This is a genomic window from Pseudoalteromonas sp. AS84 (assembly GCF_038900255.1).
GTDB lineage: Bacteria > Pseudomonadota > Gammaproteobacteria > Enterobacterales > Alteromonadaceae > Pseudoalteromonas.
Map to the genome: position 1 here is coordinate 1 of NZ_JBBMQY010000016.1, position 23,953 is coordinate 23,953.

Genomic DNA, 23,953 nt, shown 5'->3' on the forward strand with positions numbered 1-23,953 from the left:
GTTCTCTAGCTGCGTTAATAATTTTTTATGTAAAAGCACTACACATCTAAATTATTGCCTTGTTATTAAACCGTTTACCTGCGCTTTGTATAGGATAAATGGTTCTCTAGCTGCGTTAATAATTTTTTATGTAAAAGCACTACACATCTAAATTATTGCCTTGTTATTAAACCGTTTATCAAAGCTTACAAAGTTAAAGCGTAAATTACAGACACAAAAAAGCCGAGATTGAATTTCAATCTCGGCTTTTTTAATACTTAATTTAAATTAGGTATTATTTATTAGGTATTAGTTATTTGCGTTACGTTGGCGTAATACTTCAAACAAACAAATACCCGTAGCTACCGATACGTTTAAGCTTGAAACAGTACCCGCCATTGGGATTTTAACGAGCATATCGCAATGCTCACGCGTTAAGCGTCGCATGCCCTCGCCTTCTGCGCCCATAACAATAGCCATTGGGCCTGTTAAGCTTGCATCAAATACGTGGTTATCAGTTTCGCCAGCAGTGCCTACAACCCATACGCCTGCATCTTTAATTTCGCGAAGCGTGCGTGCAAGGTTAGTAACTTGAATAAGTGGTACTGTTTCGGCTGCGCCACAAGCTACTTTGCGTGCTGTGCCGTTAAGTTTTGCAGAGCGATCTTTAGGTACAATTATAGCGTGAACACCTGCCGCGTCTGCACTACGTAGGCATGCGCCTAAGTTATGCGGATCGGTAATACCATCAAGTACAAGTAAAAACGGTGTGTCTTCACGAGCGATTATCGCATCAAGATCTTTTTCATTAAATGTAGGAGCAGCTTTTACGTTGGCAATAATACCTTGATGCTGCTCACCTTTTGATTTGCTATCAAGGGCTTTACGCTGCATAAACTGTACTGAAATGCCAAATTTACGTGCTTCATCAATAATCGGAGTTGAGCGTTTGTCGTCACGGCCTTTAAGGGCGTAAATTTCTACAAAGCGCTCTGGCTCGCTTTCTAAAATTGCTTCAACAGAGTGAAAGCCAAAAATTAATTCATTACTCACGTATTATCTGCTCCTGGACTAGTACTTTTGCGGGCATTTTTGCCAGCTCTTTTAGGCTTTCTAACTGCCTTCTTCTTCGGTTTTTTCTTTACGGCAGTGTCTGCTGCTTTTTTATCTGCGGGTTTTGTTGCAGACTTATTTGCAGGCTTGCCTTTATCTTTATTTGCTGGCTTTTTTTTGCCCTTTGGTTTGTCATCGCTGTGCGACTTTTTACCCGGTACTTTGCCTGCTTTTAATTGCGAGCGAACACTTGCTGGCGCATGCTCAGATTTACCTGAACCTTTTTTTGGCGCACGACGACGTGAGTATCTGTCTTGTGCAACATCGCCTTTAAGCGTTAAGTTGATACGGCGATCGTCTAAACTAACCGATGCAACGTTTACTGTTACTTTATCGCCAAGGCGATAAACTTTGTGAGAGTGCTCACCTATTAGGGTGTGTTTTGCTGCATCATGCGCAAAAAACTCGTCGCCTAAATTAGTAACGTGAACAAGCCCATCAATTTGTAAATCGTCTAAACGAATAAACAAACCAAAGTTAGTGACCGATGAAATAACACCGTTAAATTCAGTGCCTACATGATCTTGCATAAACTCACATTTAAGCCAATCGGCTACTTCGCGAGTTGCATCGTCAGCGCGGCGCTCTGTGGTAGAACACTGCTCACCTAGTTGATCAACTTCGTCGTCGGTATAAGCATATTCGCCAGACGTTTGCTGACCTTGTGCTTTTATAACTGCTTTAATAGCACGATGTACTACTAAATCTGGGTAACGACGTATTGGCGATGTAAAGTGCGCATAAGCCGATAACGCTAAACCAAAGTGACCAATGTTATCTGGCTGATATACAGCTTGTTTCATTGAACGCAGTAGCATAGTTTGAATAAGTTCGGCTTCTGGGCGGTCACCTAGTCGCGCTAATACTTGGGTTATTTCTTTTGGTGTTGGCTCGTCGCTTAATGTGCTTTGAATACCTAACTCGCCTAAAAACTTAGTAAAGTTACCTAGTTTTTCGCCGTCTGGTTCGTCATGCACACGATAAAGCGCGCTTGCTTCGTGCTTTTCAAGAATTTTAGCCGCCGATACATTGGCTAAAATCATACATTCTTCAATTAGTTTGTGCGCGTCGTTACGAATAACTGGCACTATTGATTCTATTTTACGCTGAGCGTTAAATACAAAACGTGTTTCTAGGGTTTCAAACTCAATGGCACCACGCTCTTGTCGTGCTGCTTTAAGTGCCATATACATTTGCTGTAAGTCAGTTAAATGTGGCACTACGGCTGAATATTCTTCGCGTAGTTTTTCGTCGTTTTGTAAAATGGCATTTACTTTGGTGTACGTTAAACGTGCATGCGAGTTCATTATCGCTTCGTAAAACTTATAGCCCGAAAGTTTGCCCGCGCTCGATACGGTCATTTCGGCAACCATACATAAACGATCTACTTTTGGATTAAGCGAACATAGTCCATTAGAAAGCACTTTTGGTAGCATCGGAATTACTTGCTCAGGGAAATACACTGAGTTACCACGCAAAATTGCTTCTTTGTTAAGCGGCGTGTTCATTCCTACATAATGCGATACGTCGGCAATGGCAACCCATAAGCGCCAGCCACCCGATTTTTTAGGTTCACAATATACGGCATCATCAAAGTCGCGCGCGTCTTCGCCATCAATAGTTACAAGTGGTATGTCACGTAAATCTACGCGACCTTGTTTGTCAGCTTCGTCAACAAATTCACCTAGGTGGGCAACTTGTGCTTCAACTTCTTCTGGCCATACATGTGGAATATCGTGATTGCGCAGTGCGACTTCAATTTCCATACCTGGGGCTAAATGCTCACCAAGTACGTCTATAATTTTACCTACCGCGTTCATGTTACGGCTTGGGTTTTGTGTAATTTTAACCTGCACCATTTGATTATGGCGGGCACCGTTTTCGTTGCCTGGTAAAATCATTATATCTTGCGTGATGCGCGGATCTTCAGCGACTACAACAGCAACACCATGCTCTACAAAATAGCGGCCAACAATTGGCGCGCGCTCGTTAGTAAGCACTTTTATAATACGTGCATCGCATTTTGAGCCTGAGCCACGTTTAGTGCCTTTAGCTAGTACAATGTCGCCGTGTAACACCATGTTCATTTGGTGTTTAGCAATAAACCAATCTTTACTCTCGCCTTCAACTTCTAAAAAGCCAAAACCGTCTCTGTGGCCTATTACTTTGCCTTTGGTTAAACCGGCTTCGTCAATTAGGGCATAGCATTTAAATTTATTAAAATACAGCTGTCCGTCACGCTCCATAGCGCGAAGGCGGCGTTTAAATGCTATTTGGCGTTCGTCATCGTTTACTGCTAATTCTTCACATAATTGTGCGTAGTTAGCAGGCTTTGAACGCTCTTGAAGGTGAGTAAGTATAAACTCACGACTAGGGACTGGGTTTTCGTACTTTTCTTGTTCTCGACTGAGATTTGGATCTTGGTTTGACATTCACTATCTTGTTAGTTGGTTATGTAGGTATTTTAACCCATATAGTTATAATGAGACAGGTAAAAGCTATTAAACTTTTAAGAAAGCGCTTTTACCTTAGCTGTATAGCCTAAAAATCTAGCGCAATGGGGCTTAATGGCCCCTTAACTGCAAAGTGTTTAGTCATCTCGTTGTAATGCTAAAACCCTTTCGCGCTATTATAACCTGAGCTCTGGATAATAAATCTATCTCGAGCAGCTATTTTCAGCGCTAACAGCGTTGAATATACTTGCAATAGGCCAGCTATTGACGCGTAAATTCGCCTTGTTTTCACTAAAATCTCTGGCTAGAGAAAATAAATTTAAATATCACCATGATTCAATACGTTAGTAAATCTCTTAACCAGAGTTCAGGTTATTTATTTTTTTGTAGGTTTTTCCAGAGCAGTTTGCTTATATTATCAATAAAGCTTGGGTCTTCTTCTTTCATTGTAAGCAAAATTTGCTTATTCATTTGTGTTTTATTTTGAGCGTAAATCCAGCGGTTTTTATTAAACTGCTGGGCAAACTCAAGTACACCTGCTTGTAGTTCGTCGTTATTAATAAATGTAGCTTCAACCACTTTATTGTCTAGCAACTGATCAGCACCAACACGCTCTCCTGACATAGCTAAACGATTAAAGAATGTTTGCGAAATTGCTTTATTAATTATAGGAAACATCGACGGTACAAACGGCACCATTACATCCACTTCAGGAAAACAAAAGAAGCCTCTGTCTGACTTCATAAATCTAAAATCGCACGCACATGCAAGCACAGAACCATTACCATAGGTATGTCCGTTTAACGCCGCAATAATAGGCATAGGAAAAGTAACTATGCGCTTAAACAAGTCGCTTATTTGAATCATAAAGTCAGAAATTGCTGCTGGTAAAATACTTGGATTAGACATCCATTGAAGGTCGATACCTAGTGACCAGTTTTTATCGCTCGAAGACGTTAAAATAACTGACTTTATATTTTGATCTGCTTCGATGTGATCAAGGTGTAAATTAAACTCAGCCAAAAACGCTGGATTGTGACGGTTTTCAGCGGTATTCATGGTGAGTATAGCTGTGTTATTTTTAGTTGTTAGTTCTATTAGATTTGCCATTAACCCCTCTTTTAGCGCTTTTTAAGCTAACTTTAAGCGCCGTTCGTTACTTTTATAAGTAACATAGTAATACTTTGCTTATAATTTATAAACCCACTATTTATAACCACCCTTTTTGTTTAGCTATACGCGCAGCATCTATGCGGTTAGTGGCGTTTAGCTTAGCTATAGCGTCTGATAAATAATTACGTGTGGTACCTTCGCTTATAAATAACTGCTTGGCTATATCGCTTGTTTTAAGGCCGTCGCTTGCAAGTTTAAGCGCTTTTCGCTCTTTATCGGTAAGCGGGTCGGAGTCGTCTAGCGCATTAATAGCAAGCTCTGGGTCAATTACTTTTTGCCCCTGCATTACTTTTTTAAGCGCATTTATTAGCTCTTCACTGGGTGCTTCTTTTAAAATAAAACCTTTAACACCTGCCGTAAGCGCTCGCCTAATATAACCCGCACGAGAAAATGTGGTCATAATAACCATTTTTATAGCGGGGAACTTAGCGGCTATTTTTTCACTCAGCTCTATACCATTCATGGTTGGCATTTCTATATCGGTTAAAATTATATCGGGATGTAAATCACTATCAAGCGCCTCAATTGCATTAAGTGCATCTTGCCCATTACTTGCTTGCCCAATAATCTCAATATTAAAATCGAGACTTAATAGTGCTGCGATTGCGTCGCGAACAAGCGCTTGATCTTCCACTAAATAAACTTTAATCATTGTAAATCCTTATCTGTGATTGGTAGCATCACATTTAGTGTAAAAGTATCACCACACGTAAACTTAGTACTGCCCTTTAATTGCTCTGCTCGCTCTGTAATGCCATTTAGACCATTACCTGCTTTTAATGTATTGCATGGCGCGTAATCAATCACTGTAATGAGAAGCTGCTGCACTGTTTGATCTATATTTATTGCGCAATTCTTTGTGCTGCTATGGCGTAATAAATTAGTCACAGCCTCTTTAATTATTAACCCAGCGAACCCTTCAACCTTAGCGGGTAAAGTACTTAAATTTGCATTAACCTTTACGCTAAAGCCTTGCTCTATTAACCTTTGCTCTAGCTGTGCTATTTGACTGACTAGATTGAGCTGTTTTAAATCACTTACTGCGTTTCTTACATCGCTAAGTAACTGTCTTGCAAGATCTGCCACTTGCGCTATTTCGTTGTTGGCTTGAGCGTAGCGCTCTCCTTGGTTTAATTTATTAGCAAGCTCAGCCTTTAGAGCAATAGATGACAGTGAGTGGCCTAAAATATCGTGCAAGTCGCGAGCTATTCGTTCTCGCTCAGCAATCGCTGCTAATTGCTCTAATTGGTTAGCGCTTTCTTGTTCGCGCTTTTTGTGTAAACGCTCTTTTTGACCTGCTATACCAAAGGCAAATAAAGCCCCACATAATATTAAAGATCCGGCAAAAAAGTACTTAACGTTATGTACATCAGCAGCATATGCAGCCCCTATAACACTTACAATAACCGCTAGTGCTGCAAAAACCCGCTGCTTGTAGCTGTATGATGACCCCGCTATATAAGCAATAAATCCAAATAACGTTGAAGTGCCTGACGTATAAAATGTGGCACTAAAGCACACCAATAACATCACTACAAATAACTTGGTAACATTAGAGTTTTCGCAGTCCATCGCCTTGACGTAAAGCAGTATAAAAACAATGTAAAATGCGAACGTCATAACAATGTTATTTGCGCTTAAGTTAGAAACATTAAAAATGGTGGGCAGTAAATAAAAACCGGTGAAAATTAGCGGTGCATAATCCCAAAACTTTTTCCCTGACGTTTTTTTAGCTGTACTTAATGTGTCCATATTGGAGCCTCTGACTTATTCTTTTTATTTATAGCACTGTTTTTATTAATAAATATAAATAACATAAAAATGCTCATGAGTATAAAGCAATCATTTATTGAAACTGTAAAGCCCAGCCCATCAACAAATTCACTAATAGACAGGCTTATTAAAATTAAAGTATTCATAGCAACCTCCAGTTGAGTACATTAACTATGCCTGTGTAATAAAATAATAAGAGTGTGAAGTGTCATTAACTTTAATGACTTTTGTCATATTGGGAAAATTTCATCTTGTAAAAGTAACCTCAATGATAAGATATTAAAAAAAGGAGATAGCGTTTTAATGCAACCACAACAGCAAAGCCTGATTTACTTACACATAGCCGTTTTACTTTTTGGCGGAACCGCTCTATTTGCCAAGCTTATTGGTTTAAATGCTTTAGATATTACCGTTTATAGAACTGCAATTGCAGGAATGGCTATTTTAGCTATGCTGTATTTTCAAAAAAAACAAATTAAACTAAACAAGCCTAAAGACTACCTTATTGCATTATTTTTAGGGGTTGCGGTGGGTATTCACTGGGTAACCTATTTTGCTGGTATGCAAATGGCCGGTATAACAATTGGGATGCTGGCGTTTTTTAGCTACCCCGTAATGACAGTGTTTTTAGAGCCCTTATTTAATAAAAGCAGGCCAAAAGCAAAAGATATAATAAGTGCGGTGGTAGTTGTTTTAGGTATTTACCTATTAGTACCAAGTGCAAACTTAGGCGACGATGTAACCCTGGGTATAATGACAGGTGTAATATCGGCATTGTTTTTTTCAATCAGAAACATTACTCATAAGCGCTACTTTAGCCAATATGGCGGGCCGCAAACGATGTTTTATCAAACCTTAGTGGCAAGTATTATGCTGTGCGCATTTATTGAAGTGCCTGTGTATGAGGTTAGTGATCATGATCTGATTTTAATTGCTATAGCGGGTATTATTTTTACGGCTACACCTCACTCATTATTTGCAGCAAGTTTAAAGCATTTATCAGCGGCAACCGCTGGGTTAATTTCTTGCTTGCAACCACTTTATGGCACCATACTGGCTATAGTAATAATTCATGAACGTCCTACTGTTATGACGTTAGTTGGTGGAGCACTTATTGTTAGTGCCGCTTGTTTTGAAACGTGGTCAATCACTAAAAAGGCTCGACAATGAAAGTATTTGCACACCGTGGTGCCAGTGGGAATTTTCCTGAAAACACCGAAAGCGCTATTTTAGAAGCGTTAAAAGTAGGTGTCGATGGTATTGAAGTAGATATTCAAAGTTCCTTAGATGATTACATGGTAATACACGACTCATGGCTCGATAGAACCACCAGCGGTAAAGGTAGGGTGAGTAACTTTACTGCACATGAACTTTCTAAACTTGATGCTGGAAATGGCGAAAAAATTCCCACTCTTCAGCAGCTGTTTGATTGGAATAATAATAAATCTTTATTGAATATTGAGCTTAAGCATACTTTTGAACTGGAGAGGTTTGTGGCTCAACTTGAGAGAAACATTGAAGCTAACAAAATATCGAAAGCGAATATTTTAGTATCATCGTTTGATCATCATCAACTACAGTGGCTTAAAAGCAAGCTACCATGGCTTAAAATAGGCGCTCTTACTTCTTCTATTCCAATTAACTATGCAAAGTTTGCAAGTGATTTAAACGCTTATAGCGTACATGCAGATAAAACCTTTATAAATAAGGCTTTTGCCGATGATGCAAAAAAAAGAGGCTTAAAGATTTATGCTTATACGGTCGATAGAGAACAAGATATAGCGCTAATGCTTGAGTACGGCATAGACGGAATTTTTACAAATTACCCAGCGCGAACCAAAGCTTACTTGTTATCGTTACAAAAAAGCTAACTTACATCTCCCTAACCAAAATAAGAATCGTAGGGCTTAAGCATAATGAGTAGTTTTATGAAGATTTATAACTATATAGAGCAAACATTCTTTTTTACGTTAACGCGTAAAATAGTCGGTAATTTAAGTTTTGTATTATTGTTCCAAGCAATTACGTTATTTTGGCTGCATCAGAGCTTAAGCGAACAACAGCAGAGTACAGGACTATTTTGGCTGCTTACGCTTGTTATTATATCTGGCTTTATTTTTACTCTTTTTTATATGCGCTTTTTAATTGTTCGCCCTGTTACTGCTATGCGCGATACTTTAATAAAAATAAATCAGCAAGATGCAGATTTAGCAGCAAAACTTCCCCACTTTTCATATGACGAATTTAAAGATTTAAGTACGCAGTACAATATGTTTACTGCCCATTTAAGTGAGTTACTCAACACAACTTATAACAGTGCTCAAGCTAGTGCACACAGTAATACACAAGTCACCCAATCAATGCAAAATACTGAGCAATCAAGTGAGCAACAAATACAATTAAGCCACAGTATTATTAATGCCAGTATGCAAATAACCCAAAGCCTACAAAACATTGTGAATAATACAGATAACGTGCATAACGTTAATAATGAGCACCTTAACTTCGTAAAACTCTCTGCATCAGAGCTCGCTGCTTTAGTGGAACAGGTTAAACTTATTACTAATATGCTGGGTAGCTTTTCAAATACAATTGCGGGACTGAAAGAAAACAGTGAAAACATTCGTAGTATTTTAAAAATGGTTGAAGAGTTTTCTGATCAAACTAACTTATTAGCCCTTAATGCCGCAATAGAAGCAGCTAGAGCGGGTGAAGCTGGTAGAGGGTTTGCCGTAGTTGCAGACGAAGTACGTACGCTTTCAATCAAAGTGAGTGGCGCAACTAGGCAAATAAGCGACTTTATTACTCAAATGAATGATTTAGTAAACGAGACGAATAAAGAGTCAGAGCAATTAATGACCCACTCCAATAACGCACAAAGCTCCATTAATGCCACTTGTGATGGTTTTACTAAAATGCTGAGTGAATTTGAGCACAACCAACAACAGTTACAACAAATAGCTAACGCGGTGCATATGCTTGAAGATACTCAAACCGATACTCACCAATCGGTAGAACAAATTGTAGCGCTAGGTGAGCAAGCTAAACTGCAAATAGATACAGCCCTTAGCGATTGCCAACAATCTCAACAGTTAAGCTTACAAACCCAACAACAGTTAAAGCGCTTTGTGCGCTAAGAAGCGTATTCGGGCTCAGAGAAATATGGTAAATTACGCAGCTATTAATTTAAGTGTGTGAAGTGTGTGAGCAACCCTACCCCAGACTATGAAAAATTAGCCCTGCAAATAAAAACCTGGGGGCAAGAGCTTGGTTTTAGCGAAGTAGGTATTACTGATATTGACCTATCTAAGCACGAAGCCCAACTGCAACGTTGGCTTGATGCTGGCTACCATGGCTCGATGGATTATATGGCTGCTCACGGTATGAAACGCGCTCGCCCTGCTGAATTAGTACCAGGTACGCAGCGTGTAGTCTCTGTAAAAATGAACTACCTCCCTCCCGATGCAGGCTTTGCAAAAACCTTAAAAAATAAAAAAAAAGCATACATCAGCCGCTATGCACTGGGTCGTGATTACCATAAATTAATGCGTAATCGTTTAAAAAAACTAGGTCAAAAAATAGAACAAGAAATTGGCGAATATGGCTTTAGGCCTTTTGTCGATTCAGCTCCTGTACTTGAACGTCAACTCGCCGAAAAAGCCGGTTTAGGTTGGCGTGGTAAACATTCGTTGTTAATTAATCAAGAAGCAGGATCGTGGTTTTTTTTAGGCGAGCTATTTATTGATTTACCCCTACCAATAGATGCAGAGAACACCTTTGAGGGATGCGGTAAATGCGTTGCTTGTATTACTCTTTGCCCAACAGGTGCAATTGTAGAGCCTTACGTTGTTGATGCACGTAAATGCATATCGTACTTGACGATAGAACACCAAGGACCCATACCCGAACAATACCGAACTTTATTAGGCAACCGTATTTATGGCTGTGATGATTGCCAGTTGGTATGCCCTTGGAATCGTTATGGACAAATAACGGATGAAAATGACTTTCATCCCCGTACTCAATTAAAAAATAAAGATTTACTTGCGCTGTTTGCTTGGGATGAGCCTACATTTTTAAAAAATACCGAAGGCAGCCCTATTCGTCGCATAGGTCACGAACGTTGGTTACGTAATATAGCGGTCGGTTTAGGTAATGCAGAGTTTAGTCCGGCTATTATTCATGCCTTACAGGATAAAAGCCAAATATGCAGCGAGCTTGTTTTAGAACATATTGAATGGGCGCTTACTCAACAAAACGATAAGCAACGATTACAAATTCGTAAAACAGCCAGATTAATCAGAATAGTAGAAAAAGGCTTACCCAGAGATGCATAATGCAGTTGGTGTAAGCCTTAAAGTAACATTATTTAATTAAGTATATTTAGCTCTTTAAAAGCAATGACAGATCTTGCTCAATTTCAGCAAAAGCTGCTTTTACCTGTATGACAGACTCCTCTCTGGCTACTGAGTTTTGGATAGTTTCATCTACTTTTTTATAAATAAACACCTCCTGGTCTTCATCTAATCCCATTGTTGGGATACGCTCTTCAAGCTCTTCTTGTAACTGTTTAAACACTTTTTCGTTGTTTTGACGGTTGTCATTCAATAAGCTAATTAAGCCATGAAACTTACTATGGACTGTACTTGCTACGGCATTAAGTTTTGCTTGTTGTGCTTCAAGCATTTTCTTAGTCGTGATGGCGCGTAGCTGCTGCTCGGTTACACTGACAATAAAACACACGTGATCGCGTATACGCCCGTGCTTATCAGGGTCGTGATCAGGCATATTTAAAATAAGTAAGCTAATCAATTCATAGTTAACTAAAATTCGATGCGAAAATTCATGTAAGCGACCTTTGTTTTTAAGCATTTCAAATAGCTCCACCACAATAGGTGAGCACACGCCATTTAGCGCAAAATGACTAATTTCATTATTTTCTCTAAACTCAACATTACTTTGTAAATCAAAAGACTGCAGGCAATCAATCAACGCTTTGCCTAGTTCTTGAGGGTCGTTAATAAAGCCTATATTTTCAACGTAGTTAACTATTTGCCCCATCTCACTGCTGTTAGCCATGGCATTAAATGCAGTAGATGTAGCATCTTCAACTTGCTTTTCAAGGCTTTGTTTTTCAACGAGTACTTGGTTCAAATTTTTAAGCTTTGACTTAAGTTCATCATGGCCAAAGGGTTTTACAATATAGTCTTCTGCACCAACCGAGTAGCCTTCCATTCGCTCTTCAACTGTGCCTCGAGCCGATACAAACATAACAATTATGTGTGCTGTATTTGGATTTGCTTTAAGTGCCTTACATACTTCATAACCATTCATTTGCGGCATACTTACGTCGAGTAATATAACCTGAGGCATATAACCTTCAACCATGTTTAAACACTCAGGGCCACTCGTTGCTACTTGTAATTCAAAATCAAGTTCCTCTAAAATTTCCTCAATAATTTCAAGGTTAAAGGGTTCGTCATCAACGGCAAGTATTTTAGTTAAGGCCATAATTTATCATCCATTCAAATTCTCAAAAAAGTTACTTGGCTTGCCAAAAAACAATTAATTACTGTGCTGTATTAATTGATCTTCAGCCAAATGCTCGTCTAGATTTATTTCTAGTGGCACTTGTATAGATATAGTTGCGCCACCATTTTCGTTGTTACGTGCAGTGATCTCACCTTGGTGTAAAGATACAAACTCTCTACACAAGGCAAGACCGAGCCCTGTACCACCAGCACCGCTATTTGTTTTACTGCTTTGTACAAACTTAGTAAAAATATGCTCTAGTTCATCTTCAGGTATACCGACCCCATTATCGGTAACCTCTATAGTAGCAAGCTTATTATCTGACTCTAAATTTACCCGTATTTTACTTTTTGGTTCGCTAAATTTAAGTGCATTACCTAATACGTTTCGAAGTAACTGATTTATTTGCTCTTCATCACATTGCGCAATTACAGGTAATGGCTGCGCGGTAAATACAATCTCAATTTCTTTTTCCATTGCCGTACCAGATACATCATCAATACTTGTTTTAATGATGTTCGATAAATTATATGGACGAGGATTAAATGGAAACTTACCCACATCTAGCTTAGATAGGTCGAGTAAATTATTTAGTAGCGACAGTAAACGCTCGCCACTACTCTCTATGCGAGATAGGTATTTAATGAGTTTTTCTTTTGCAAAATCTCCAGCATCTAATTTACTTAGACCAAAACGAGAAAAGCTTAAAATAGAGTGCATTGGTGTACGAAGTTCATGCGACATATTTGCTAAAAACTCTGATTTACTTAAGTTTGCAGCCTCAGCCACATTTTTAGCATGCTCGAGTTGTGAAGTACGTGCTCTTACTTGCTCTTCAAGGATATCTTTTGCTTCAAGTAGTAAGTCTTCCTTTTGCTTGAGATGAGTTACATTTTTAAATATTACGGCAAGTGCTATTTCGCCATGGTGATCTATCTCATTAAAAGACCCCACCAACGGTATATATCCCCCTGCTGTTTTAGATAAACGTAAGTCGCAGCTAAATTGGCGATTACTATTTAATGTCGAAATTTTATCTTTAATACCTAACGTTGAATCATCATCTAAAAAGTTAAATACTGACTTACCTTCGAGTTCGTTAAACGGTAAATTAAATAGTTTTAAACAAGCATCATTAGCTTCTATTACCCTACCGCATTTCTCAAACAACATAATTGCATCGGGCGTATGCTTATAAATAACCTGGAGTAGACTGTCTTTTTCAATCAGGGCATCAACTGTATCTTGTAGCCTTTCAACAAGTTCTGCGTTATGGCGTTTTAATAACTCTGTTTGCCATAATTTATGTATTGATTGTAATAGTGAGCTGTCGTTCAGTGGCTTAATAAGTACGTCTTCCACACCTTGACGAATAGCTTCAATCATCGAAACTTGATCGGGACGTGAGGTAAATAGTAAGCAGCGACAATGTGGTTGCGTTACTTTTAAGTTTGAAAAAATTTCTAAACCTGTTCCGTCATCTAAAACAAAATCGCTTATCAGTATATCGATTTGCTTTTCTTTAGTAATTTCTAAAGCTTCTGCGGAGGTGGTTGCTGTATGAGTCTCTATATGAGCGCCGATTAAGCTATTTTTCATTTTTTCGAGGCGTTCAGGAACATGATCGACGAGTAAAATAGCGGGTAATTGCAAAATATGATTAGAGCCTAATTCTAGTAGGCTCTCTAAAAGAGAAGTAATTTCTTTATTAGAAAAAAACGGGTAGATCACGGTTGCGTCAGGCGCAGCATGATTTAGCTCACTAAATGCAGTTAGTTGCTCACCACTTTCAGCTTTTGGAGCAAGTAACATAAAACGCTCTTGCGCTACTTCACTAACAAGGGGTTTTATAGAATCAACAGGCACACCATGGGCAACAACAACTAAGTCGTAGTCGCCTATATTGGTATACATGTCTAGCATGCTGAAATGAATTAATTCGACTTCACATCCTATTAATTCTAAAAGCACTTTCACACGCATTGCGATGACACTGCTACTATCAACAATTAATATTTTTCGAATCATCAAGCTACACTTCAAATTAATAAACTTAATATGTTAATAGCGTAGTCTATTTTTATTTAATTGGCATAAACCCTTCGTCTTATTTTGTAAAAAAATATTACAACATTATGAAAAATAATTTATTCCAGATGTTTTCCAAAAATAGTAAGGCTGTACGCCTTATCATCCATTATTGCAACACTTGGCAACTCACCCCATATTGCAAAATCAAAATGTTTAAACAATTTAACACTCGGTAAGTTATGACTAAAAATAAAACCGAGTAATACCTTAATATTTAGTTGCTTAGCTTGTGTTTGGGCAAATATCATTAACTTTTTACCAAGCCCTTTACCTTGTGCTTTACTGGTAATATAAATGCTCATTTCTACTGTGCCATCGTAAGCAGGACGACCATAAAACGATTTATAGCTCACCCAAGCAAGTACTTGGTTATTTTCGCAATAAACGTAAATAGGCCTTTTATCGTTATGGCTATTAAACCAGTCACGTTTTTCGTCAACGGTCACTTCTTCGGTATCTGCAGTTACCATTCGCCCTGCAATAGTTTCGTTGTAAATGGCTACAATTTCTTTAAGGTCATTAATAGTTGCTAAACGGATTGTCATAGGTCATTTGAGGGTTGATCAATTTGTTCCATATTAGCGTATGATTATCCAATCAAACAATCGTAAATTTTAGGTAATGTAATGCTAAAAAAAATTATAATAGGATTAATGGCTTTATTTATTAATGCTTCACTCCAAGCTGAAACATCATCAACTATTAACCAAACCTCTGCCCAAGACTGTCAAGATTTTACTAATGTAGATATGCGAAAGCTTCGCTCAAAAGAATCGATTAACTTGTGCAAATTCAAAAATAAGCCTTTATTGATAGTAAACACGGCGAGTAATTGTGGGTTTACGCCTCAATTTAAAGGCCTTGAAGCATTATATCAACAATACAAAGATCAAGGTTTAGTCGTATTAGGGTTCCCCTCTGATGACTTTTTTCAAGAAGAAGATAATGAAAAAGAAACAGCAAAAGTATGCTTTGTAAACTATGGTGTAACTTTTCCCATGTTTGCCACCAGCAAAGTTCGTGGTAGCGAAGCAAATCCAATTTTTAAATATTTGAATGAGCAAACTAGCTCTCCAAATTGGAACTTTTATAAATACTTAGTGTCTGCTGATCGTAAAACAATTTTACGGTTTAACAGTAAAGTGGCACCTGATTCAGAGCAAATGATTACTGCAATTGAAACTGTGTTTTCTAATAAATAAGTTTATACTGGTACAATTAGTTGAAACTAACTAGAATGACATTTCAATTCGGTTAAAAAAACACCACATTATATTCGGGAGATTTTATGACAGTAGCAAGCGCACGACACATACTTGTAGACAGTGAAGCACAATGCTTAGACTTAAAAACAAAAATTGAGCAAGGCGAAGACTTTGCTGAATTAGCAAAAGCACATTCTAATTGTCCTTCAGGTCAGGATGGCGGTGCTCTTGGTGAGTTTGGCCCTGGTATGATGGTTCCAGAGTTTGATAAAGTTGTATTTTCTGCGCCAATTAATCAAGTACAAGGCCCTGTACAAACTCAATTTGGTTATCATTTACTTGAAGTTACTAGCCGTTCAGAATAAATTTAACTGTACTGTAAGTAACATTTGATAAAAGCCGCTTATGCGGCTTTTTTATGGAGTAATTATGCAATTAATTGGTTCTGTACCTTCACCTTACGTACGCCGAATTAGAATTTGGGCGCAAGAAAACGACTGCAAGCTAGAACTTGTAAGTTTAGACATATTTTCTGATCAAGACCGCCCTACCATGGCCAGTAAAAACCCGGCTCGAAAAATCCCGATTTTGGTAGATGGTGACTTAACACTTAGCGACTCTAATTCTATATTGCGTTATTTACTTGAAAAAACAGGTCAGCCAAAACTAACGTGGCCTCAAGAGCACTTACTTACAACTATAAATGCCTGTAACGATTCGTTAGTAGAAATGGTGTTGTGTAAACGTTCTGGATTTGACACCAAAAGCGATAAATTATTTTTTAATCTGCAAAACGAACGTATTGAGCAAACATTGAGCTTTTTAAATTCTCATTTAAGCGATGAAGAATTTAAAAGCTGTGAATACCTCAACATCAGTTTATACTGCCTGCTTGATTGGATTTGCTTTCGCGAATTGGCTGACTTTAGTCAGCATTCAGCGCTTGTTGCTTTTCATAAGCAATATGGTGAGCGCCAAGCAGCAATAGACACTAATCCTCGTCACTAATTTAAAAGGGTAAACACATGAGCGATATCGAAATTGAATCACAACTAGTTAGCTTCGTAGAAAAAGTACGTGTTAGCGAAGTAATTTGGGCACTTGGTGCAGAAGATAATGGCTTTGTAGTGTGCGATTCTAACCAATTTGACGAAACTGACGTACTACTGCTTTGGGAAAGTGAAGCAGCAGCAAAAGCACAGTGTAAAGAAGAGTGGAAAGATTACAGTCCAGTAGAAATCAACCTTGATGAATTTCTAGATGCATGGGTTGAAGACTTAAATGAAGATAATGCACTTGTTGGTATTAACTGGAATGATGACCAAGTATGTGCAGAAATTGAGCCTACAGGTTTAGCTCGCGCATTGAGTGAATAATACTTTATACGCTTTGCGTTAAAAGCGAATAAAACCCGACTAGCATCTATTGCTAGTTGGGTATAAAATAAAACACATCATTATTTTCAAGGTATTACGTTGAAAACCCATCTTGGTCGCCGCCCCTTTTCCGCCATGGAATTGCACACCCTTTATAACGGATATATATACGGTGATTTTAAAGTTGCACGAGAGCAACCAAAACACTGGCACTTTTGGCTCCCTTTAATTGCATATTATAGCGGTGCTTATAGCGATGAGATTGGTTACTTAACGCTTGATGATCTGTCTCTTGAAAAAAATGTCTTATGTTTTAATTTTTATACCCACGGTAAAATTAAACCTCGTTTAGTTCCAGTACATCAAGCTCTTATAAATGCTGGATTTAATGAATATATAACATTCATCAAATCGCAAAACCAACACCGATTAATGTTCGACTTACCCGCTAAAACTGGCAGGTACAGTGAAAAAGTACGTATTTGGTTTTCAGGTGAAGGGGAGCGAGCCGGTTACCTGCAAAAATGTGATATACCAAACGTAGATCAACTCGGTATGAAAACAGCAATAAGCAGTCTTCGTCTTAACTTTGAGCAACAAGTGCGTATATACGCCCTGCAAGCTAACTCTAAAGACACATTTAATTATTTAATGGGCTTTAACGAGTATCCACACGATGTGTTTAGCGATACTCACTTATTAAATACCGTTGTCCAACAAATACGTATTATTAACTCACACCTGCATTGGCAGCGTTTTATAACACGCGAAAGCCACTGACAAACTTTGTTACTATTTCCCTTTAAAGTCACCGTTATAATCAATTACTCTATTTAAAAAAACTGTTAGGATATCTAACCCCCTAATTATATGAGCATAAAAAAGCCTATTTAGGGTAGTTTCTAACAACAACAATCTAGGGATCACTATGTTTCTTAAAAGCCTCTTAACAGTGAGCGTTGCTTTGGCAATGGGTGCTGCAAACGCTAACGAATTCGTTATTGAAAAACTCGCAAAACCAAGTTCACAACAGGTCTCGTTAACACTCGACCCGAGCCAAGATACATTCACAGGGATGACTGAGATTTCTCTAGAAGTACTAAAGCCAACAAAATATATTGAGTTAAATGGCGTAGCTTACGCTGTTAAAATGGCGCAACTGCTTGGTGATGAAAGCTGTGATTTAAACAATGAAATGCTTAAAACAGGTAAAGTTAAATTTAGCTGTGATGAACAAATTCAACCAGGTAAATACACACTTAAAGTTGATTTTTCAGCGCCATATAACCGTCAAAGTGTTGGTTTATACAAAACATTAGACCAAGGCACACCTTACTTATTTACTCAATTTGAAATGAGTGATGCACGCCGTGCATTTCCTGTTTTTGACGAGCCAAGTTACAAAATTCCATTTCAGTTAACGATTACTGCGCCTACATCACAAAAAGTATATTCAAATACGCCAGAACTAAAAACAACGGTTGATGGCGATATGACCACACACTTTTTTGATAAAACACCGCCAATCCCTTCATACCTAGTGGCAATGGCCGTTGGCCCATTTGAAGAATTAGAAATTAAAGGCATGCCAATTCCTGGTCGTGTAATTACGCCACAAGGTAAAATTCACTTAGCCCAATACGCAAAAGAAAATATGCCAAATGTACTAGGCGCACTTGAAGCGTATTTTGGTATTCCTTACGTTTACAAAAAATTAGACTCAGTAGCGGTACCAGAATTTCCATTTGGCGCAATGGAAAACTCAGGCTTAGTTACCTACAGAGAAGATATTTTACTGGTTGATTTAGCTGCCGCAACACGTAGTAAAAAACAACGTAATGTATCAATTATTGCTCACGAACTTGCTCACCAATGGTACGGTAACTTAGTAACCATGAAATGGTGGAACGACTTATGGTTAAACGAAGCGTTTGCTAGCTGGATGGCTGCAAAAATTACTAAGCAGCTTAACCCTGAGTTTGAATCGCATCTAGACCTGCCACAAAACAACGTAATGGCACTTGATGCACGTTTAAGCACTAAGCCTATTCGTAAGCCAATTAAAACCGAAGCCGACATTATGGATGGTTTAGGCCTTGCTTACAGTAAAGGCAGCTCAGTACTTGCTATGGTTGAAAACTGGATTGGCGAAGATGCATTTCAAAAAGGTATTCAAAGCTACTTAAAAGAGTTTTCGTACAAAAATGCTGAAGCGGCTGATTTATGGGAAGCACTAGGCAAAGCATCAAACAAAGATGTAGCAAGCGTTTTAAAATCGTTTATTGAGCAATCCTCTTTCCCACTAGTTAAAGTGACTCAACAAGGTAGCAAAGTAACTATTTCACAAAGCCGCTTTGTAAATGCAGGTGTGGATGCGCCAGAGCAGCTATGGAATGTACCGGTTGCAATTAAGTATGGTGCTGGCGATAAAGTAAAAACAGCAAACGTATTACTTAATAAACAAAGCCAAACGCTAGACTTAGACTTTGAACCAGAGTGGATTTATCCTGACCAAGGTGCACTAGGCTACTATCGCTGGGTAATGGATGACGCACAATTTAGCGCACTTGTTAAAAAAGCGCCAAGCGTACTGAGTGACCGTGAGCGTTTAGCGTTACTATCAGCTACTGATGCACTACTTGATGCTGGTGTTATATCTGCTGCTAAGTTAATGCAAACACTTGAAGTGTTCGTAAGCGATAGCCATCCTCGCGTAGCAAATACCGCACTAGGTTACTTAGTATCGCAACAACGTACTTTTAAAGACGATAGCAATAAAGATTTATGGCCTGAATTTATTCGTAATGCGGTAACGCCTGCGGCTAAAAAATATGGCCTAGAAGCTAAAGCGGGAGAAGATGGAGCTATTGCACAACTTCGTGCAGCCGTTGTATCACGCTTAGGTTTTGATGGTGAAGATCAAAACGTCATCAAAAAGGCAAAAGAACAAACACAAGTTTATTTAAATGATCCACAAAAAGTAGATCCTTATTTAGCGGGTACGTACTTAACTCTTGCTGCTTTTCATGGTGACAAAGCGCTGCTTGATCAGTTCATGACAACGTTTAAAACCACAAAAGATCCACAAGTACGCACTAACATGCTTGCTGCAATGGGCTTTTTTGGCAAACCTGAGTTACAAAAAGCGGTATTAGCTTATAGTTTAACGGATGAAGTAACGGCATCTGACATGCGCACTATTTTGTCAGGTCAAAGTTATACAGATGAGCGCCAAGCGTTATTTATTGACTGGGTTTACAGTAACTACGATAAAGTAACAGCAAGCTTACCGCCGTTCTTTATTCCTAACTTACCGTACTTTACAACTGCAAGCTGTAATGCAGAAAGCCTAGCTAAAACAAAAGTATTTTTTAACGAAAAAGTAGCTGATGTAGCAGGTTACGCTCGTACATTAAGTAAACTTGAAGAAAGCACAAACGATTGTATTGCGCTTAAAACACGCGAACTTGAATCGGTTAATAGCTTCTTAAAAAGTAAGTAACTCTTAGTTATTAAGCTATAAAAATACAAAAGCCGCTGAATATAAATTCAGCGGCTTTTTACGTTTTATATAAAATTAGTTACCAATAATCATAGTTAGCTTGGCTATAAAGTCTTTTGCTGCTTGCTCAGAATTTATTTTAAATGCCACGCCATAGTGAATAGGTTGGGCGCTTTTAAAAATACGCGTAGGAAAGCGTGTCATCTCGCTGCTATGAAAGTACCCTTGAGCACGCGTTACGCCATCAATATCACTAAAATCATCACTAAACACTTCAAATGCGGGGCGAATTACTATTTTACCCTTGCCACTTTCGCTGTGGGTATAAAATGCTTCTTTAGAGTTTACTAACATGTACTCTGCAATATTTTTAATCTTAAAATTACTTCTACACTGTAATTTAATAAGCTGTTCTGTCAGCTCGTCTGCACTATAAGCCACGTGTAATCCCTATTAATTAAATTTACGCATTAGATTAACGCATACACACAATAAAATCTGAATTTATTTGTCTGCTTTACTTCGTTATATCACATACAAAAGCGAGTTTTTCATTGTTGAAACTCATTCTTGTTATATTTGTTTCGCAGTAAGTGCTTAAATTAAGCCATTGCGATACTTCGTCACTGCCCTCAAGCTTGCGTTGATAAACGCGGTTCTTAATTGCGTAAGCGATAGTTGCATCATCTTTTAAAATAAAATCTTGTACTTGAGCTGGCAATCTTAGTAAATCTTCAACTTGTTTATCTTGTGGATTAAAACTTGCTAAAATGTGTTGCTCGTTTTTAGTGTAACTAAATAAAAATGTAGCCGTCGCGTTATTATAAATAAGTGTTCGGCCAATATTGCTGGCAGCTATTTTTCCCTTTGCTTCTTCAACTAATGTATATTGAAGGGTATGAGGCTTTCCTAAAATAAACATCACTAAATCATTTTGAACGCCCCAAGCATGGTATCCAACAGGCTCAATCCAATCAAAAATACGACTTGGCGCATCTTCGTTTTTACGTGGGTATCGCCACAACTTTTGTTTACCATCTGCCTCAACAACAATCGCTGATACTGCATCACCACTAGGCATAACAGTTGGTGAATATTCGCTTACGGGAGAGTTACTGATATTAGTTACTTGTTTTGATGTTAAGTCATAATAAGCAATATCGGTTTGGCTCTGCCCATCTGTAATGACCTCATGAGTAAAATATAAACCGTCGCTTGTTAAGTATGGTTGATTGTTATAACTATTTTTATCACTCACTATACTAACTTGTACCCCATAAGGCGTATTTAAATCAGCAAGTAATACTTGGCTTTTTGGCATGCTAGCCTGCGCCATAATTGGGCTAAGCGCTGCTATAGAAAATACCCCAAGTAATGGTTTAATAAGTTTCATGCTTTCTCTCGTTTTAATTTTAAGCACCTCATGATAACGTTATTTGCTGATGACGTCACTTGAGCTAAGTCAGTCAACTCTTAAGATACCCAAACGACTTAAAATAATGTTAAGTTTAGTCTGGTTATAAAACCTGGTCCTAAAAAAGAGAATTAACATGTCAGCTAAAAATCCTATTATTGCGATTACGGGTTCGTCTGGTGCAGGTACAACCACCACAACCAATGCAATTAAACATATTTTCCGTAGCCTTAATATTGAAGCGGCTTTTATCGAAGGAGATAGCTTTCATCGTTACACTCGCCCTGAAATGGATAAAAAAGTACGTGAAGCGCAACAAGAAAATAAACACATTAGTTACTTTGGCCGAGAAGCAAATGATTTTGGTTCTTTAGAAGCGTTGTTTGAAAACTATAGTGAAACAGGCCAAGGTAAGTTACGCCGTTATTTACACACTTTTGATGAAGCCGTTCCATACAATCAATTACCGGGTACATTTACTCCTTGGCAAGACCTTGATAGCAATACCGATATTTTGTTTTATGAAGGATTGCACGGCGGCGTAGTTGATCAAGATGTAGACGTTGCAAAGCATGTTGATTTATTAATAGGCATGGTGCCTATTATTAACCTTGAATGGATTCAAAAATTAATACGCGACACATCCGAACGCGGCCATTCTCGCGAAGCGGTTATGGGTTCAATTGTGCGCAGTATGGATGACTATATAAATCATATTACCCCGCAATTTTCTCGTACCCATATTAATTTTCAGCGAGTGCCTACTGTTGATACCTCAAATCCATTTAGCGCCAAAGATATTCCATCACTCGATGAAAGTTTTGTAGTTATTCGCTTTAGAGGAATTGATGATGTTGATTTTCCTTATTATTTACGCATGATCGAAGGCAGCTTTATGTCTCGTATAAATACACTTGTAGTACCAGGCGGTAAAATGGGCTTAGCTATGGAGCTTGTGCTTACCCCATTGATTAAAGATATTATTTTGAAAAAGCGTGCACTGGAAAATCTAGCTCCTCTCGATTTGCCTATTTAACTCCTCTTCTAAGATTGAGCCAACTCACGTACACTGCTGATTTTACTCAAGGTGAGATCAGCATGTCACAACAATTAAAAATTATTGTCGGTTCTAAAAATCCTGTAAAAATAAACGCCGCTAAACATATTTTTACTATGTATTTTCCAGAATGTATCATTGATTGTGAAGGTGTGAATGCTCCCTCAGGCGTGCCCGATCAGCCTATTGGCGAAGACGAAACACGTATTGGCGCGCAAAACCGCGTAAATTATTGCAAAGAGTACCACCAAGCTCACTATTACGTTGCAATGGAGGGCGGTGCAGAGCAATTTAGCTATGGTGCAGCAACCTTTGCTTACGTAGTTATTGATAATGCGTTAAATCAAGTTGTAGGGCGTAGCAGCAACCTTCCTCTACCCCAAGTGCTTTATAATGCTTTACTTAAAGGTGAAGAACTTGGCGATGTAATGGACAAAGCATTTAATACCACCAACGTTAAACAAAAAGGTGGCGCTATTGGTCTGCTTACAAACAATCATGCCACTCGGGAAAGTACCTACACACAAGCACTCACTTTAGCTATGGCGCCTTTTTTACACCCTGAGCTATACAGCCAAACAAATTAATTTAGGAAGTTTAATGAAGTACAACTATGTATTGTTTGATGCAGACGAAACCTTATTTAGGTTTGATATTTTAGCGGGTATGACTCGCATGTTTAAAGCTTACAACGTAGATTTTAGCCAAGACGATTATATTCATTATCAAAAAACCAATAAGCAGCTGTGGGTTGATTATCAAGATGGCACTATTAGCGCAGATTACTTACAAGTAACTCGCTTTAATGAATGGGCTGCAAAGCTAAATGTGCCAGCAAAAGAGCTAAATGATGCTTTTTTAGATTCTATGGCGCAAATTTGCGAGCCATTACCTGGTGCTATTGAGCTTTTAAATAAACTTAAGCCGCACGCTAAGTTAGGTATTATTACTAACGGATTTGCCCGCTTACAAACCGTACGTCTTGAGCATACTGGCTTAAAAGATATGTTTGAATGGTTAGTTATATCTGAGCTTGTAGGTATAGCAAAACCGAATAAAGCGATTTTCGAGCACACATTTGAGCTAATGGGTAACCCAGATAAATGCGAAATACTTATGGTAGGTGATACAGCGGCAAGTGACATACTTGGCGGCAACAATGCTGGTATTGATACTTGCTGGTTACAGCACCCTGGTGAGCGATTAGCCGACGGAATAAAGCCAACCTATACAGTAACTAATTTAAATCAGTTACAAACTCTTTTAGAGTTATAATAAAGTAAAT

At 38.3% G+C, this 23,953-nt stretch carries 23 protein-coding genes; 13 read left to right on the top strand and 10 right to left on the bottom strand.

Annotated elements, in window-relative coordinates; genetic code table 11:
- Positions 1-288 precede the first annotated feature (288 nt).
- From rlmB to WNY79_RS15085, 5 genes are all read right to left on the bottom strand, one after another.
- Positions 289-1,032: a 23S rRNA (guanosine(2251)-2'-O)-methyltransferase RlmB gene (rlmB, locus tag WNY79_RS15065; RefSeq protein WP_007378377.1), complete on the bottom strand. Its 744-nt coding sequence runs from the start codon at positions 1,030-1,032 to the stop codon at positions 289-291.
- Complete coding sequence (gene rnr / locus WNY79_RS15070) at positions 1,029-3,524, bottom strand: ribonuclease R (RefSeq protein ID WP_342876281.1); 2,496 nt, start codon at positions 3,522-3,524, stop codon at positions 1,029-1,031. The genes rlmB and rnr overlap by 4 nt, the downstream gene beginning before the upstream one ends.
- A 393-nt stretch (positions 3,525-3,917) precedes the next feature.
- Positions 3,918-4,655, bottom strand: a complete 738-nt coding sequence (locus WNY79_RS15075; RefSeq protein ID WP_342876282.1) for an enoyl-CoA hydratase/isomerase family protein — start codon at positions 4,653-4,655, stop codon at positions 3,918-3,920.
- 100 nt (positions 4,656-4,755) lie between these two features.
- Positions 4,756-5,370, bottom strand: a complete 615-nt coding sequence (locus tag WNY79_RS15080) for a response regulator transcription factor (RefSeq protein ID WP_076923684.1) — start codon at positions 5,368-5,370, stop codon at positions 4,756-4,758.
- Positions 5,367-6,470, bottom strand: coding sequence for a histidine kinase (locus tag WNY79_RS15085; RefSeq protein WP_342876283.1), 1,104 nt, complete (start codon positions 6,468-6,470; stop codon positions 5,367-5,369). Before WNY79_RS15085 ends, WNY79_RS15080 begins: the two co-directional genes overlap by 4 nt.
- Positions 6,471-6,794: 324 nt before the next feature.
- Here WNY79_RS15085 and WNY79_RS15090 point away from each other — a divergent pair, with 324 nt between their 5' ends.
- From WNY79_RS15090 to queG, 4 genes are all read left to right on the top strand, one after another.
- Positions 6,795-7,661 (top strand): DMT family transporter, encoded by an 867-nt coding sequence (locus WNY79_RS15090; RefSeq protein WP_076923687.1) that lies wholly within the window; start codon positions 6,795-6,797, stop codon positions 7,659-7,661.
- Positions 7,658-8,362 (top strand): glycerophosphodiester phosphodiesterase family protein, encoded by a 705-nt coding sequence (locus tag WNY79_RS15095; RefSeq protein ID WP_342876284.1) that lies wholly within the window; start codon positions 7,658-7,660, stop codon positions 8,360-8,362. Before WNY79_RS15090 ends, WNY79_RS15095 begins: the two co-directional genes overlap by 4 nt.
- 45 nt (positions 8,363-8,407) lie before the next feature.
- Positions 8,408-9,628, top strand: a complete 1,221-nt coding sequence (locus tag WNY79_RS15100) for a methyl-accepting chemotaxis protein (protein ID WP_342876285.1) — start codon at positions 8,408-8,410, stop codon at positions 9,626-9,628.
- 66 nt (positions 9,629-9,694) lie between these two features.
- Positions 9,695-10,828 (top strand): tRNA epoxyqueuosine(34) reductase QueG, encoded by a 1,134-nt coding sequence (gene queG, locus WNY79_RS15105; RefSeq protein WP_342876286.1) that lies wholly within the window; start codon positions 9,695-9,697, stop codon positions 10,826-10,828.
- 46 nt (positions 10,829-10,874) lie between these two features.
- Here queG and WNY79_RS15110 read toward each other — a convergent pair whose 3' ends face one another.
- The 3 genes from WNY79_RS15110 to WNY79_RS15120 all read right to left on the bottom strand — a co-directional run bounded on the left by WNY79_RS15110 (position 10,875) and on the right by WNY79_RS15120 (position 14,659).
- Positions 10,875-12,002 (bottom strand): response regulator, encoded by a 1,128-nt coding sequence (locus WNY79_RS15110; protein ID WP_170071702.1) that lies wholly within the window; start codon positions 12,000-12,002, stop codon positions 10,875-10,877.
- A gap of 54 nt (positions 12,003-12,056) precedes the next feature.
- The gene (locus tag WNY79_RS15115; RefSeq protein ID WP_170071701.1) at positions 12,057-14,051 is read right to left on the bottom strand and encodes an ATP-binding protein; all 1,995 of its coding nucleotides are present in this window, start codon (positions 14,049-14,051) and stop codon (positions 12,057-12,059) included.
- 119 nt (positions 14,052-14,170) lie between these two features.
- Entirely contained in the window at positions 14,171-14,659 is a 489-nt protein-coding gene (locus tag WNY79_RS15120; protein ID WP_170071700.1) for a GNAT family N-acetyltransferase, read from the bottom strand.
- Between the two features lie 81 nt (positions 14,660-14,740).
- Between WNY79_RS15120 and WNY79_RS15125 the strand changes: the two genes are divergently transcribed.
- From WNY79_RS15125 to WNY79_RS15150, 6 genes are all read left to right on the top strand, one after another.
- A complete protein-coding gene (locus tag WNY79_RS15125; protein WP_342876287.1) occupies positions 14,741-15,316 on the top strand; it encodes a glutathione peroxidase in 576 nt (191 codons plus the stop codon).
- 86 nt (positions 15,317-15,402) lie between these two features.
- On the top strand, positions 15,403-15,684 hold the full coding sequence (locus tag WNY79_RS15130) for a peptidylprolyl isomerase (RefSeq protein ID WP_002958009.1): 282 nt from the start codon (positions 15,403-15,405) through the stop codon (positions 15,682-15,684).
- A 64-nt stretch (positions 15,685-15,748) separates the two neighbouring features.
- On the top strand, positions 15,749-16,327 hold the full coding sequence (locus WNY79_RS15135) for a glutathione S-transferase family protein (RefSeq protein ID WP_024599303.1): 579 nt from the start codon (positions 15,749-15,751) through the stop codon (positions 16,325-16,327).
- Positions 16,328-16,344: 17 nt separating this feature from the next.
- Positions 16,345-16,695 carry a DUF2750 domain-containing protein gene (locus WNY79_RS15140; RefSeq protein WP_024599302.1) on the top strand — a complete coding sequence of 117 codons (351 nt, stop codon included), beginning with the start codon at positions 16,345-16,347 and terminating at the stop codon, positions 16,693-16,695.
- A 99-nt stretch (positions 16,696-16,794) separates the two neighbouring features.
- Entirely contained in the window at positions 16,795-17,475 is a 681-nt protein-coding gene (locus tag WNY79_RS15145; RefSeq protein ID WP_024599301.1) for a hypothetical protein, read from the top strand.
- A gap of 148 nt (positions 17,476-17,623) precedes the next feature.
- Positions 17,624-20,197, top strand: a complete 2,574-nt coding sequence (locus WNY79_RS15150; protein ID WP_342876288.1) for a M1 family metallopeptidase — start codon at positions 17,624-17,626, stop codon at positions 20,195-20,197.
- 75 nt (positions 20,198-20,272) lie between these two features.
- Here WNY79_RS15150 and WNY79_RS15155 read toward each other — a convergent pair whose 3' ends face one another.
- Both WNY79_RS15155 and WNY79_RS15160 read right to left on the bottom strand, forming a co-directional pair.
- Positions 20,273-20,638: a hypothetical protein gene (locus tag WNY79_RS15155; RefSeq protein ID WP_007579906.1), complete on the bottom strand. Its 366-nt coding sequence runs from the start codon at positions 20,636-20,638 to the stop codon at positions 20,273-20,275.
- A 76-nt stretch (positions 20,639-20,714) separates the two neighbouring features.
- Positions 20,715-21,590, bottom strand: a complete 876-nt coding sequence (locus WNY79_RS15160) for a hypothetical protein (protein WP_342876289.1) — start codon at positions 21,588-21,590, stop codon at positions 20,715-20,717.
- A gap of 157 nt (positions 21,591-21,747) precedes the next feature.
- Between WNY79_RS15160 and WNY79_RS15165 the strand changes: the two genes are divergently transcribed.
- The 3 genes from WNY79_RS15165 (at position 21,748) to yjjG (ending at position 23,943) form a co-directional block, all read left to right on the top strand.
- Positions 21,748-22,647 carry a phosphoribulokinase gene (locus WNY79_RS15165; RefSeq protein ID WP_024599298.1) on the top strand — a complete coding sequence of 300 codons (900 nt, stop codon included), beginning with the start codon at positions 21,748-21,750 and terminating at the stop codon, positions 22,645-22,647.
- 62 nt (positions 22,648-22,709) lie between these two features.
- Positions 22,710-23,255, top strand: a complete 546-nt coding sequence (gene yjjX, locus WNY79_RS15170) for an inosine/xanthosine triphosphatase (protein WP_342876290.1) — start codon at positions 22,710-22,712, stop codon at positions 23,253-23,255.
- A gap of 13 nt (positions 23,256-23,268) precedes the next feature.
- Complete coding sequence (gene yjjG / locus WNY79_RS15175) at positions 23,269-23,943, top strand: pyrimidine 5'-nucleotidase (protein WP_197184600.1); 675 nt, start codon at positions 23,269-23,271, stop codon at positions 23,941-23,943.
- The last annotated feature ends 10 nt before the right edge of the window (positions 23,944-23,953 follow it).